This window comes from Allomuricauda sp. M10, from assembly GCF_020782875.1.
GTDB lineage: Bacteria > Bacteroidota > Bacteroidia > Flavobacteriales > Flavobacteriaceae > Flagellimonas.
Genome location: NZ_JAJGBN010000003.1, coordinates 465,011 through 477,715 on the forward strand (window position 1 = coordinate 465,011; position 12,705 = coordinate 477,715).

Below are 12,705 nucleotides of genomic sequence, written 5' to 3' on the forward strand. Positions count from 1 at the left end.
ATGGCATTCAATACAGAAAAAAATAGCTACACCGTAATCTTTGCGGCCCTTATGGTGGTCGTTGTAGGTTCCTTGTTGGCATTTGTGGCTTCAGGACTAAAACCAAAGATCCACGAGAATGAGCGTTTTGAAAAGCAGCAGAACATCCTTTATGCAATGGGGGTCAATGGCAATGAAGGCGAAGGGGATGTGACCTTTATCCCTACTTCATCCGTAGAAGCTGACTTTAGCAAATTCATTGTAAAGCAAATGGTGTTGGACGGTACTTCCGCTGTTGAAAAGGAAAACGCCTATTTGATCGATGTTTCCAAAGAAATCGCCAAAGCAAAAAGTGGTGAAAAGGCCGAACTTCCCCTATTGGTAGGTGAGAAGGATGGAAAAACTTACTATATCATCCCTATGTACGGAAAAGGATTATGGGACGCCATTTGGGGATACATTTCATTGGATGACCAAATGATTGTTCAAGGCGTTTATTTTGATCACAAAGGAGAAACCCCAGGTCTGGGTGCCAATATCAAGCAGCGTTTCTTTATGGACGATTTTACAGGTGAGTCCGTATTGTCTGGAAGCAGTTTTGAAGGCATCACTGTAGCCAAAGGAAATGGCGATCCGTTGAACTCGGACAAACAGGATAACCAAGTGGATGCACTTGCAGGTGCCACTATTACCGGTAACGGGGTGACTGCCATGATCAAGGATTGCATCAAACTTTACAAACCTTATTTAGAAACAATTAGAAAAAAATAATATGGCACTACTATCAAAAAAAGATTCAAAACTGGTGCTGGATCCCTTGGCGGACAACAACCCGATCACCATCCAGGTGTTGGGAATCTGTTCTGCCCTGGCAATCACTGCTGAGCTTAAGGCTTCCGTAGTAATGGCTCTTTCAGTATTGTTTGTACTAAGTATGGGTAACGTGGCGATTTCCTTGTTGAGGAATATCATCCCATCCAAGATTAGGATCATTGTACAATTGGTGGTTGTGGCTGCCCTGGTAATTATTGTAGACCAGGTACTGAAGGCCTTTGCCTATGAGTTGAGCAAAACGCTTTCTGTTTTTGTGGGATTGATCATTACCAACTGTATCATCATGGGTCGTTTTGAGGCCTTTGCCTTGGGTAACGGGCCTAAAAAAGCCTTTTTGGACGGTATCGGGAATGCCTTGGGTTACGGTATTATTTTGGTGATCGTAGGTTTCTTTAGGGAACTTTTGGGGTCAGGAACTTTATTCGGATTCAAGGTGCTAGGTGATCCTGTGAACAAAACAGGATTATATGCCATAGGATATGAGAACAACGGATTTATGATCATTCCGCCTGCGGCATTGATCGTGTTGGGTATTATTATTTGGGTGCAACGCTCCAGAAATAGGTCATTAATAGAAGAAGCTTAAGGATATGTTAGAGCATTTTGAACTTTTTTTCAAGTCGATTTTTATAGACAACATGGTGTTCGCCACCTTTTTGGGAATGTGTTCCTATTTGGCCGTTTCCAAAAAAGTGACCACTGCTGTAGGACTAGGTGCCGCGGTAATCTTCGTATTGGCGGTGACCGTACCTATGAACTGGTTGTTGGACAAATATTTGTTGAAGGATGGAGCCTTGGCCTGGATGGGTCCGGAGTATGCCGATTACGATCTTAGCTTCCTTTCATTCATCCTGTTTATCGCTACCATTGCCACCATGGTACAATTGGTGGAAATTGTGGTGGAGAAATTCTCTCCATCCCTTTACAACTCCTTGGGTATCTTTTTGCCCTTGATCGCGGTAAACTGTGCCATTTTGGGTGGATCATTGTTCATGCAAACGCGTGATATTCCAAATATCGGGTTGGCCTTCAACTACGGAATTTCATCAGGTATCGGATGGTTCTTGGCGATTTTGGCCATTGCTGCCATTCGCGAGAAAATCAGATATTCCAATGTTCCCGCACCATTGCGTGGATTGGGTATTACCTTCATCATCACAGGATTGATGGGTATCGGTTTCCAGAGTTTTGGTGGAATGCTTACCGGTGACAATGAAGCTCCTGAGGAGGCTCAAACCACTACCGTGAAAGCCGAAAAAGAAAAAGAAATCAAGAAAGAGATTGAGGATAAGGAAAAAGCAGTCTCTTATAACGAAGTCATAAACAAATAAAGATGATAATAGCCGCAAGTACCGGAGGTACTATTCTGATTACCGTTGTAGCATTTCTTATTTTGTTGCTGATGTTGGTGGCCGTTTTGTTGTTCACCAAAGAAAAGCTATCCCCATCTGGTCCGGTGACCATCACCATCAATGGTGAAAAGAAAGTAGAAGTGGCATCGGGAGGTTCCTTGTTGTCCACTTTGGGTAACCAAAAAATATTCTTGCCATCTGCCTGTGGAGGTGGTGGTACCTGTATCCAATGCGAGTGCCATGTCCTTTCTGGTGGAGGTGAAGCATTGCCAACAGAAACCCCGCACTTTTCCAAAAAGGAATTGCAACACGGTGCCCGTTTGGCCTGCCAGGTGAAAGTGAAACAGGATATGGAAATCACCATTCCTGAAGAAGTGTTCGGTATTAAAAAATGGAATGCCACAGTAGTTCGTAACTATAACGTTGCTTCTTTTATCAAGGAGTTTGTGGTGGAGATTCCAGAAGATATGAATTACAAGGCGGGTGGTTATATCCAGATTGAGATTCCACCTTGTGAGATCAAATATTCCGATATCGATATTACCGCTCACCCAGAAGAACATGAGACTCCGGATAAATTCCAAGCAGAATGGGATAAGTTCAATTTGTGGCCTTTGGTCATGAAGAACCCAGAGACAGTGGAGCGTGCCTATTCCATGGCTTCTTACCCTGCTGAAGGACGTGAGATCATGTTGAACGTTCGTATTGCAACCCCACCATGGGATCGTGCTAAAAATGGTTGGATGGATGTAAACCCTGGTGTTGCTTCATCTTATATCTTTAGCTTGAAAAAGGGTGATCCAGTGGTTATTTCTGGTCCGTTTGGTGAATTCTTCATCAACGAATCCGAAGCTGAGATGCTTTACGTGGGTGGTGGAGCCGGTATGGCGCCGATGCGTTCGCACTTGTACCATTTGTTCAAAACATTGAAGACCAATCGTAAGGTAAGCTACTGGTATGGTGGACGTTCCAAAAGGGAGTTGTTCTACCTAGATCACTTCAAACAATTGGAAAAGGAATTCCCTAACTTCAAGTTCTATTTGGCGCTTTCTGAACCACTTCCGGAAGACAACTGGAAAGTGAAGAAGGATATCAATGATGAATCAGGAGATGGTTTCGTTGGTTTTATCCACAACTGTGTGATCGATAACTATTTGAGCCTTCACGATTCCCCAGAGGATATTGAACTGTACTTCTGCGGACCACCGTTGATGAACAAGGCCGTGGAAAAAATGGGTCAGGATTTTGGTATTCCAGATGAGAATATCCGATTCGATGACTTTGGAGGATAATTAAAAAGTTAAATCCTAACCTCTAGCTGAAATCCTGAGAATATCGAAGGAACCATCGAGAGGTACTTATAAAACCAACCGATGCTCTCAAGGCATCGGTTTTTTATTGCTATGAGTAGACCGTTAACAGAACAGGAACTGCATAATCTGGCCATGAACATTGTGGGGCGTGAGCTCGAAGCCGAGGGATTTGAGTTTATGGCCATCAACAGCAAGTTGAAAAAGAATCCGCAGTATGTTTGTTTGAAAGAAAAAGTACTTCATTTTATTGTGGTCAGGAATGTTGAATTTCCGAACGATCCTCGGGTTTATGATGCGGAACTGATGCAGAAGGTGAAGGATCATGCCGAAAAGTTCGAGGCTAGGACCTTTTTTGCAGGCGTTGGCCTCTCCAATGCATTGGACCAAGAATTACCTGTCCATTTGGATGAAGAGTACATTGTGGAATACCAAGGTTTAATTGAGATTTAAATGTTGAAAAAAGCGCTTTTATTCGTTGTTGGAATCATTCTTTTGGGCTGTGGACCCAAAACTTGGGTCAAGAACCAAAACTGGGGGAATGCCTTGGGTACCACCTATTCCATTATTTATTTAGCTGATGAAGAGTTGGACTACCAGCAGGAAATCGATTCGGTTTTTCAGGTGTTGAACCAATCCATGTCCACCTATATTCCTACTTCGGATATTTCAAAGATCAACGAAGGCGATTCCACCATTGTGGTAGATGATATGTTCAAAGAGGTTTTTGACATCTCCACCCAAGTCCATGAGGCTTCTAACGGCTATTTTGACCCCACAGTGGGCGTTTTGGCCAATGCATGGGGATTTGGACCCGGCAAGCAAATAACGCTCGATAGCCTTAAGGTAGATAGTCTTTTGGGTTATGTGGGATGGGAAAAGGTCAAAATAAATAAAGATCACACGATTACCAAGGCACATCCTGCTATTCGGTTCGATTTTAATGCAGTGGCCAAAGGATATGCTATTGATCGACTTGGAGCTCTATTGGATGCCAAGGGCATCGACAATTATTTGGTGGAAGTTGGGGGAGAAGTGTTGGCAAAAGGCACCAATTTGGTTTCCGGTAAGGAATGGACCGTTGGCATTGATGATCCCCAAGTGGAAACCGGTAGGCAATTGAAACGTATAGTAACGTTAAAAGACCAAGCCATGGCCTCATCGGGGAATTATAGAAAGTTCAGGGTAGATCCCGAAACGGGTGAGAAATATGTGCATACCATTGATCCCAAAACGGGGTACACCAAAAATTCCAATGTGCTGGCAAGCAGTGTGGTGGCCAAAACCTGTGCGGTGGCAGATGCTTTTGCCACTTCCTTTATGGCCATGGACCTTGAAAAATCCAAAGCAATTTTGAAAGATCACGACGAGTTGGAGGCCTATATCATTTATTTGGATAAGGACGGGAGGACCCAGGAGTTCTTCACGCCAGGTTTTGAGGCTTTGGTAAAACAGTGATTATTTTCTGACCAACGGGATGATTTCACCTTTTGCCAATCGGTATTTTTCCACCTCTTCCTTTGGAAGCACGCTGGTGTAATCCACTTCTTCAACGGTAAATCCGATGGAACGTAGCTTGTCAAAATAATCCCTGCCATAGATTCGGACATGGTCATACTGTCCAAAGATTTTAGCGCGTTCCTTTTTATCGGTTATGCTATCGTCCTCAAAAGTTTTTTCCCGTTTCAAATCTTGCGGAATTTGAAAGATGCCCCATCCACCTGGTTTCAGCACGCGATACAGTTCTTGCATGGCCTTGGTGTCATCTGGGATATGCTCCAATACATGGTTACAGAGGATTACATCGAACGAATCATCCTCAAAAGGAAGGTTACAGATATCCGCCTTAACATCTGCTAGTGGGGAGTTTAAATCCGTGGTGGTGTATTCTAAGTTTTTCAACTTTTTGAACCTTTTGTAAAATGCCTGTTCGGGAGCAAAATGCAGGAGCTTGTGGGGGGCAGCGAATAAGTCTGTTTCATTTTTGAGATAGAGCCAAAGCAAACGGTGGCGCTCTAAGGAAAGGGTGGAAGGGGAAAGCACATTTTCCCTTGGATTTTCATAGCCATACGGGAGAAAACTTCTGAAACTTTTACCATCAATGGGATCGGTGAAGTTATTTCCTTTTAAGGTAAAGGCTATAAAAGGTCGAACCCAATAACTCAACCTGATGAGTAACGGTCTTGGAATAAAATTGAGAAAGTACTTAAATATTTTCGACACGAATTACACTAATTTTCACGAATGGCCTATAGCAACACTCTCTTATAATTAAGTTGGTCCTCGCCAAAATTCACAATCAACCCCAGCTTCATTTTGGACGCAGCTAGATAATTTAAGGTTTGTTTGATATGGCCACTGGATATTTTTTCGACTGCCTTTAATTCCAGAATAATTTTGTCATCCACTATAAAATCTGCATAATATTGATGTTTCAGAGTTTGACCTTTATAATCAATATTGAATTTTACTTCTCTTTGATATGGGACCCCGTTGGACTTTAGTTCAATTTCAAGGGCATCGCCATAAACGGCTTCGTTGAATCCTTTACCAAGTTCATTGTGGACATCCATGCATAAACCAATGACAAAATAGGACTCATGTTTATAAATGATTTGGGACATTTATTTGAGTAATTGGTGAAATTCGTGTCAATATACAAATTGAGGAATTTTATAGCACCAATTTCTTTGCCCTAAACTCGTCTTCCTCGTTACTGGTGATTCCCAATGCTTCATAAATGTATTGGAAGGTGGAAAGCAGTTCCGGTTTGCCATCCACTAGGGCTACGTCGTGTTCAAAGTGCGCACTTGGTTGGCCATCGGCGGTCAAAATGGTCCAACCATCCTTTAATTGTTTGATGCGTTGGGTGCCCATATTGATCATAGGTTCAATGGCCACAACCATACCGTTTACAAACTTTTTACCGCGACCACGTTTGCCATAATTGGGCATTTGGGGGTCTTCATGAAGGTCCTTGCCCAATCCATGACCCACCAATTCACGAACTACACCGTAACCATGGTCTTCGCAGTATTTTTGAATGGCATAACCCACATCACCCACACGGTTTCCTTCCTTAAATTCACGTATGCCAATGTAAAGGGATTCTTTGGTGACTTTCAGCAGTTTTTTGGTTGCTTCGGCCACTTCTCCTACTTGAAAGGTATAGGCATGGTCTCCATGAAAACCATTTTTTACGGCACCGCAGTCCACAGAAACAATATCACCATCCTTTAGGGGTTCATTGTTCGGAATGCCATGTACTACTTGGGTATTGGGGCTCCAGTTTAGGGTGTTCGGAAAATCGTACATCCCCAAAAAACCGGGCACGGCGCCTTGGGAACGAATATATTCCTCGGCCATTTTATCCAATTTCAAGGGATTGGCACCTGGTTTGATCTCTTTGGCCAACATGCCCAAAGTTCTGGATACCACTAGGGCACTTTCGCGCATCAATTCAATTTCCTCTGCTGTCTTTACTTGAATCATAGCCGCAAAGATAAATTGAATCTATGGATTTTGTGACATTGGGCTAAACCAAAGGTTTTTGGGTCATTAAGGCTGGTTGCGGAACCCCTATCATTTTTAAGATAGTTGGGGCAATATCTCCCAAAACCCCACTTTTTACCTCTTTGATGTCCTTGTCCACAATGATCAACGGCACCGGGTTGGTAGTGTGCGCCGTATTCGGGCTTCCATCAGGGTTTACCATGGTATCGCAGTTACCGTGATCGGCAATCACGATGGTGGAATAACCATTCTCCAAACCGGCAGTGATTACATCTTTGGCACATTCATCTACCGTTTCACAGGCTTTGATGGCCGCTTCCATAACTCCAGTATGGCCCACCATATCTGGGTTGGCGAAATTGAGACAAACAAAATCGACCTCTCCTTTTTTAAGTTCTGGAATAATGGCATTTCGAATATCGTAGGCACTCATTTCCGGTTGAAGGTCATAAGTGGCCACTTTTGGAGAAGGACAAAGAATACGTTGTTCCCCTTCAAAAGGCTCCTCACGGCCTCCATTGAAGAAGAAGGTTACGTGAGGATATTTTTCCGTTTCGGCAATCCGAATCTGTTTCTTTCCATTTTTGGCAAGCGTTTCGCCTAGGGTATCTTGAATATTGTCCTTGTCATAGATGACCTTGACACCCTTGAAGGATTCGTCATAATTGGTCATGGTAACATAGTACAAATTCATTTTGTGCATGTTCTGCTCATGAAAATCCTGTTGGTTCAACGCTTGGGTAAGCTCTCGGCCACGGTCTGTCCTGAAGTTGAAAAAGATGACCACATCGCCCTCTTTTATTTGTGCCAAAGGTTCGCCGGAACCATCAGTCAATACCAAAGGTTTTACAAATTCATCGGTAACGCCTTCATCATAACTTTTTTGCATGGCCGCACCAATGTCGGTGATTTTTTCACCTTCGGCATTCACCATGACATCATATGCCAGTTTTACACGTTCCCAACGTTTATCGCGATCCATGGCATAATACCTACCAATAACGGTAGCCAATTTGGTGTTTTTATCCGAGCAGAAGTTGGCCAGGTCCACCAAAAAGCCTTTGCCGCTTTTGGGATCTACGTCTCGTCCATCGGTAAAAGCATGGACAAAGGATTTTTGAACGCCGGCATCTTGTGCCACTTGGATCAATGCCTTTATGTGGTCGATATGGCTATGTACGCCTCCATCACTCACCAATCCCAGAAAATGGACCGGTTTGTTGTTAGCTTTGGCATAAGCTAAGGCATCCTTCAAAACAGGTTCATCTTTTAGGGTGTTTTCCTTTACAGCCTTGTTGATCTTGGCCAAATCTTGGTAAACGATCCTTCCTGCACCGAGGTTCATGTGTCCTACTTCACTATTTCCCATCTGACCTTCGGGCAGGCCAACATTCATTCCGTCCGTGTGCAGATCGGCATTGGCGTATTGTGTATAAAGCGAATCAATAAATGGAGTATTGGCCTGTTCAATGGCGGAAACCTTGGGATCGGGAGATTTTCCCCATCCATCCAAAATCATTAGGATTACCTTCTTCTTCATGGTGTTAAATTCTACCCCAAAAATAAAGTGATCTCACGGTATCCCCTAAGAATTGTTTGGATTTCTTATTGCGATTTTGTTAATTATTTTATGTTAAACATGAGATATTGTTAAACTTAAGTTATTTAACTGTTAATCCCGTAACAGTCTTGTTTTTTTCAAGTCTACTTTTATACAACATTCATTAATCAAAATCAATTCATCATGAAAAAAACAATTTTGGCAGTAGCTACAATTTGTATGCTAGCAGCAACCGGCGTTTCCGCCAAAGAACTTCCCACCAACACCAAATTGGACATGACAACGGTAACCGAAGACCTCAGTGCCTTCTGTAAGGCAGTTATGAAAGGCGATGTGGAAACCGTAAAAAAACTTATTGAACTGGGAGAGGATGTCAACCAAAAATCTTTGGGCAGGGCGCCGATCCATTACGCAGCCCGTTACAACAGGGCAGAAGTACTCCAAGTTCTTATCGACAATGGTGCCGACCTTAAATCGCGTTGCGATAAAGGAATGAGCGCTATTAAATATGCTAAAATGTCCCATGCCGATGAGGCATTGGCCGTATTGGAAGAAGCTATGAAAAAATAGAAGGGGTTTATTCATCCAAAACAAAAGGCCCGCCTATCCAGGCGGGCCTTTTTGTCTCATTTACATATCTAGTGTTCTTGCAAAAGAGTGGTTCTCGAAATTAAAATTCGAAGCCGGTAAATGCCCTGTACAGCAAAGCATAGAATGCCATAAACAGCATTACTGCACAGAAAATGGAGTACCCTTTCAAAAAAAGTACCACAAAGCTCGGTTTACAATCGTCGAATGCCTCCAAATAGAGGTGCTTAAAGTGTAATAGTGTTCCCATAGTGTTCTCTCTTTTTGGATAGCACAAATGGGATAAGAATGGTGTTGTAGACTTGGGGTTCTTTCAAAGGTAACGAAATAAAGACAAACCTCCTCTTTTCTCGATGAAAGTGTCGATTCTATCGACCTGAATATTTATGGATGGATTCCTTTATTTTTTCTATCCTGTTCTCAGGGTCTGGGTGTGTGCTTTGAAACTCCGGAACTCGGTTGGGACCGGCCGCCGCCTTTAATATTTCCATGACCTTGATCATTTCATTGGGATCGTACCCGGACTGGATCATAAAGAGTACACCGAGGTCATCGCTTTCCAGTTCATCACCTCTTCCATTCTTCAATAAGGTATTTTGGCCAATGCCTGCAACCAAATTGCCCATGTCTCCACCTACCGAAGCTCCCGTGGCCAAAGTTTGCCAAAAACTGCTCTCGGCGATACGTTCCGCAGAATGCCTCCCGATTACATGCCCGATCTCATGGCCTAAAACGCCTGCCAACTGAGCTTCGTTCAATTGGGAAAAGAGCGCATAAGTGATAAAGATCTGGCCACCAGGTAGGGCGAAGGCATTGATGGTCCGGTCATCTGCCAGCAAATGGAATTCATACTCATATGGGGTTTCGCGGGCCACACTGTGCTCTACCAATCGGTTGCCCACGTTGTCCACCAAGGACTGCATGCGTTGATCAGGGTAAAGTCCGCCGTGTTGTTGGGCCATTTCAGGAGCGGTCTGCAACCCGATCGCAATTTCTTGCTCTGCAGACATGTTGATGTTCTGCACCCGTCCGGTATAGGGGTTTTCTTCTTGGTTACTGCATCTGCGGATAAAGGCAAAGGCCACGATGGCCAAGCCGATAAAAATACGGATCTTCCAACTTCCTCTTCTCATGGTGGTAGTGTTCTAGCTAGTGGAAGATACAAAAAAAGGTCTACAAAAGATTTGGGTTGATATCCAAAATATTGTCCTGTACATAGGTTTTGATAAACCCGGTGGTGAAATGCTCCGTACCCAAAAATTCCTCCTTTTCAAGTAGTCTTAAAACATTCAGTCTGCGGTAGGCCGAAAGCATGGGAATGGAAATAGGCGCATAACTGTAATGCCAAGGTTCGTATTTAAAGCCCCGTCTTCTTGGATCGTTGTTGTACACCAAGTAGAAACCGAACTTTTCGGAATTTTCATCCAACCACAATTTAAGGCCTTCAAACGGGCCACCTGCCTCGAATTTTTCCGGGACCAATACATCCCCGGTTGATTTGGGATACCCATCAATGATGTCGATATCCGTTCCCCAATGATGTCTACTTGTACCGGGTATGGTGGAATATTCAATGATCTTGTCAATGGCCCTCAAGGGATCCATACCGTCATCTTCGGTATATTGGATATACTTGCGTTCCCAAATGGCTTCTTGCCTGTAGAAATCCCTAAAACTGGATACCATCTTGATATCGTATCCAGCCGTGTATGCGGCTTTTTTCATCTCTAGGAAGGATTCATAAGCCTCTTTTCTCAAATTGATGCCTTCCCCAAAAAGCTCCACATCGGCTTTGCCCATAAGCTCTTCGGTACTGTAATCGCTGTTGAAAGATGTAGTGATGAATGGCGGTAGGGTACAGGCCATGCCCGTTAAGGAAGTCGATTTGATAAAAGTCCTTCTTTTCATGGAAAACATTTTGGCTTCCAAGTTAAGAAGTATTTTTTGTAAACAGGTCACAAATTGACGTGTAACCCCTGTCAGTTTATCGATCTAGGAAAATAAAACCGGTGTACTCCAATTGAAGATCAAAAAGGGACACCAAATAAAAATAAACCCCTTCGGCCAGGCCTTGCTCTTGGTTCAAGATCAGGGTGCCGGCGTTGGCCATGCCCCGAAAATCATCGGTGTAGTTGATTTTTTCGAATACTTTTTGACCGTAACGGTTATAGATGCTCAGATGGTTGTTGGGGGATTCCTCCAAACCATCAATGACCAGAAAATCATTGATACCATCCCCGTTCGGGCTCAGGAAATAATTACCCAACGTGGGGTTTTCCACAGCAAAGGTATCCGTGGGCAACGGTATGGTACCAAAGGTAATGGCGGCATATTCACTGGGCAAAAAGGATTCAGAGGTTGCAAACCCCTGGCTCAAATCGCCACTGATGGCTGCATTGCCAATAATTTCCCATCTGTTGGTCGCTTTGCTCCAACCCACCACAATGATGGATTCCAAAGTTGCATTTGGGATGAGGCCCAAACCGCTCCGGCTATTCCAGCCGATGGTCACTTGGGCCGGAACCTCGCTTTGCAGGACCCAAAATTCAGTTTCGGACACGTTTCCAATTTCCCTTGTCTTTTGGTTCACATCAAAAGTTTCTGTAATGGATGTGGGTGAAGAGGGATTTTCAAAAAAATAGGCACAGATGGCCAATGGGGAAATGCTTTCAGAATTCAGGGTCAATGGCCGCAATTGATAGAGGTCCCCTACGGGGAAAAAGAAAATATCCCTGTTGTTCATAGCCGCAAACCCGGTAACTTTGGAAATATCGTTTTGTCCCGTAAAAAAGCCCTCGTCCAAGAAATTGAGGTGCACCGTTGGGTCCATTGTGGGAGTGTCTACATTACCATCAATAAAATTTAGGTTGTTCCTTACGTTCATGGTATTGTGAAGGAACATATCGCTGGTTACCATGATCTCCATGTCCCAGAGCGTGGCCGGGATACTGCCAGCTACGTTGATCACACTATTGCCATAGAAACCGACAAGGCCTTGGGTCTGGTCAAAGTTGCCATCGTTAATAAAATTGGTGTAGATGCCCATATACCCATGCACCTGTAGATTGCCAGTATTGTACAACCCCGCTTGGGCCATGGCAAAGCTGGTGAATAATAGGAATGGTATGTGAAAGAGTTTTTTCAAATCTTAGAAGGAAATTACTGTGAAGTACCAGTCTGAATCTGAAGTTAAACCTGTGGAGCCATCATAAATCTGCACACTAAATTGTGTAGCCGCATGATTTGTAACTTGAATAGTCCTAGGACCTGATGAACTATTCGTTGTCAGTTGAACTGTATAATCAGAAGGTGCGGGTGAGATTGTTAAATCAACTGTATATGAACCTCCAGAATTATTTGTTACAGTAGCCCCAATAGAACTATCAGTACCTCCTGTTATTCTTCCTATTGCGATTACAGGATTTGTAACTGCTACTTGAAAATTCTGGGGAGATGGATTACTAACAGAAATGCCAGTGCCATTTGTAACGTTTATATTATCTACATATGCTTTAGTTGCGGCGTCCTGTGGGTCCGTAGGGTCGGTCACATCCGTTATCGGGCTGTT

The 12,705-nt window shown here is 43.6% G+C and carries 16 protein-coding genes; 7 read left to right on the top strand and 9 right to left on the bottom strand.

The annotated features are described in order from the left end of the window. From LKX84_RS11050 to LKX84_RS11075, 6 genes are all read left to right on the top strand, one after another. Window positions 1-750, top strand: a complete 750-nt coding sequence (locus LKX84_RS11050) for a Na(+)-translocating NADH-quinone reductase subunit C (RefSeq protein WP_228237220.1) — start codon at window positions 1-3, stop codon at window positions 748-750. A 1-nt stretch (window position 751) separates the two neighbouring features. After that, on the top strand, window positions 752-1,399 hold the full coding sequence (locus LKX84_RS11055; protein ID WP_228237221.1) for an NADH:ubiquinone reductase (Na(+)-transporting) subunit D: 648 nt from the start codon (window positions 752-754) through the stop codon (window positions 1,397-1,399). 4 nt (window positions 1,400-1,403) lie between these two features. Then, window positions 1,404-2,144 (top strand): NADH:ubiquinone reductase (Na(+)-transporting) subunit E, encoded by a 741-nt coding sequence (nqrE, locus tag LKX84_RS11060; protein ID WP_228237222.1) that lies wholly within the window; start codon window positions 1,404-1,406, stop codon window positions 2,142-2,144. A 2-nt stretch (window positions 2,145-2,146) separates the two neighbouring features. Next, complete coding sequence (nqrF, locus tag LKX84_RS11065) at window positions 2,147-3,457, top strand: NADH:ubiquinone reductase (Na(+)-transporting) subunit F (protein WP_228237223.1); 1,311 nt, start codon at window positions 2,147-2,149, stop codon at window positions 3,455-3,457. Between the two features lie 111 nt (window positions 3,458-3,568). Then, window positions 3,569-3,928 carry a Na(+)-translocating NADH-quinone reductase subunit F gene (locus LKX84_RS11070; protein WP_228237224.1) on the top strand — a complete coding sequence of 120 codons (360 nt, stop codon included), beginning with the start codon at window positions 3,569-3,571 and terminating at the stop codon, window positions 3,926-3,928. After that, window positions 3,929-4,933, top strand: a complete 1,005-nt coding sequence (locus tag LKX84_RS11075) for an FAD:protein FMN transferase (RefSeq protein ID WP_228237225.1) — start codon at window positions 3,929-3,931, stop codon at window positions 4,931-4,933. Here the strand turns inward: LKX84_RS11075 and LKX84_RS11080 are convergent, their stop codons facing one another. The 4 genes from LKX84_RS11080 to gpmI are packed head-to-tail and all read right to left on the bottom strand — an operon-like array spanning window position 4,934 to window position 8,528. Beyond that, window positions 4,934-5,698 (bottom strand): class I SAM-dependent methyltransferase, encoded by a 765-nt coding sequence (locus LKX84_RS11080; protein ID WP_228237226.1) that lies wholly within the window; start codon window positions 5,696-5,698, stop codon window positions 4,934-4,936. A 26-nt stretch (window positions 5,699-5,724) separates the two neighbouring features. Next, window positions 5,725-6,099, bottom strand: a complete 375-nt coding sequence (locus LKX84_RS11085) for a GxxExxY protein (protein WP_228237227.1) — start codon at window positions 6,097-6,099, stop codon at window positions 5,725-5,727. Between the two features lie 49 nt (window positions 6,100-6,148). Further along, window positions 6,149-6,967: a type I methionyl aminopeptidase gene (gene map / locus LKX84_RS11090; RefSeq protein ID WP_228237228.1), complete on the bottom strand. Its 819-nt coding sequence runs from the start codon at window positions 6,965-6,967 to the stop codon at window positions 6,149-6,151. A 43-nt stretch (window positions 6,968-7,010) separates the two neighbouring features. Continuing rightward, on the bottom strand, window positions 7,011-8,528 hold the full coding sequence (gpmI, locus tag LKX84_RS11095; protein WP_228237229.1) for a 2,3-bisphosphoglycerate-independent phosphoglycerate mutase: 1,518 nt from the start codon (window positions 8,526-8,528) through the stop codon (window positions 7,011-7,013). A 204-nt stretch (window positions 8,529-8,732) separates the two neighbouring features. Between gpmI and LKX84_RS11100 the strand changes: the two genes are divergently transcribed. Continuing rightward, on the top strand, window positions 8,733-9,119 hold the full coding sequence (locus LKX84_RS11100; protein ID WP_228237230.1) for an ankyrin repeat domain-containing protein: 387 nt from the start codon (window positions 8,733-8,735) through the stop codon (window positions 9,117-9,119). Window positions 9,120-9,219: 100 nt separating this feature from the next. On the opposite strand, the gene LKX84_RS11105 is transcribed toward LKX84_RS11100, so the two are convergent. From LKX84_RS11105 to LKX84_RS11125, 5 genes are all read right to left on the bottom strand, one after another. Then, window positions 9,220-9,387, bottom strand: coding sequence for a DUF6747 family protein (locus LKX84_RS11105; protein ID WP_228237231.1), 168 nt, complete (start codon window positions 9,385-9,387; stop codon window positions 9,220-9,222). Between the two features lie 118 nt (window positions 9,388-9,505). Beyond that, the gene (locus tag LKX84_RS11110; protein WP_228237232.1) at window positions 9,506-10,270 is read right to left on the bottom strand and encodes a M48 family metalloprotease; all 765 of its coding nucleotides are present in this window, start codon (window positions 10,268-10,270) and stop codon (window positions 9,506-9,508) included. A 40-nt stretch (window positions 10,271-10,310) separates the two neighbouring features. Next, window positions 10,311-11,045, bottom strand: coding sequence for a M15 family metallopeptidase (locus LKX84_RS11115; RefSeq protein ID WP_228237233.1), 735 nt, complete (start codon window positions 11,043-11,045; stop codon window positions 10,311-10,313). 76 nt (window positions 11,046-11,121) lie between these two features. Then, on the bottom strand, window positions 11,122-12,282 hold the full coding sequence (locus tag LKX84_RS11120; RefSeq protein ID WP_228237234.1) for a gliding motility-associated C-terminal domain-containing protein: 1,161 nt from the start codon (window positions 12,280-12,282) through the stop codon (window positions 11,122-11,124). A gap of 3 nt (window positions 12,283-12,285) precedes the next feature. Then, window positions 12,286-12,705, bottom strand: a 420-nt coding sequence (locus LKX84_RS11125; protein ID WP_228237235.1) for a hypothetical protein, incomplete at its 5' end; no start/stop codon positions are given.

What these genes read in the sequence shown, in the direction of transcription:
- LKX84_RS11050 (WP_228237220.1), top strand. Translation starts at nt 1, where the DNA reads ATGGCATTCAATACAGAAAAAAATAGCTACACCGTAATCTTTGCGGCC.
- LKX84_RS11055 (WP_228237221.1), top strand. Translation starts at nt 752, where the DNA reads ATGGCACTACTATCAAAAAAAGATTCAAAACTGGTGCTGGATCCCTTG.
- nqrE (WP_228237222.1), top strand. Translation starts at nt 1,404, where the DNA reads ATGTTAGAGCATTTTGAACTTTTTTTCAAGTCGATTTTTATAGACAAC.
- nqrF (WP_228237223.1), top strand. Translation starts at nt 2,147, where the DNA reads ATGATAATAGCCGCAAGTACCGGAGGTACTATTCTGATTACCGTTGTA.
- LKX84_RS11070 (WP_228237224.1), top strand. Translation starts at nt 3,569, where the DNA reads ATGAGTAGACCGTTAACAGAACAGGAACTGCATAATCTGGCCATGAAC.
- LKX84_RS11075 (WP_228237225.1), top strand. Translation starts at nt 3,929, where the DNA reads ATGTTGAAAAAAGCGCTTTTATTCGTTGTTGGAATCATTCTTTTGGGC.
- LKX84_RS11085 (WP_228237227.1), bottom strand. Translation starts at nt 6,099, where the DNA reads ATGTCCCAAATCATTTATAAACATGAGTCCTATTTTGTCATTGGTTTA.
- map (WP_228237228.1), bottom strand. Translation starts at nt 6,967, where the DNA reads ATGATTCAAGTAAAGACAGCAGAGGAAATTGAATTGATGCGCGAAAGT.
- gpmI (WP_228237229.1), bottom strand. Translation starts at nt 8,528, where the DNA reads ATGAAGAAGAAGGTAATCCTAATGATTTTGGATGGATGGGGAAAATCT.
- LKX84_RS11100 (WP_228237230.1), top strand. Translation starts at nt 8,733, where the DNA reads ATGAAAAAAACAATTTTGGCAGTAGCTACAATTTGTATGCTAGCAGCA.
- LKX84_RS11105 (WP_228237231.1), bottom strand. Translation starts at nt 9,387, where the DNA reads ATGGGAACACTATTACACTTTAAGCACCTCTATTTGGAGGCATTCGAC.
- LKX84_RS11110 (WP_228237232.1), bottom strand. Translation starts at nt 10,270, where the DNA reads ATGAGAAGAGGAAGTTGGAAGATCCGTATTTTTATCGGCTTGGCCATC.
- LKX84_RS11115 (WP_228237233.1), bottom strand. Translation starts at nt 11,045, where the DNA reads ATGAAAAGAAGGACTTTTATCAAATCGACTTCCTTAACGGGCATGGCC.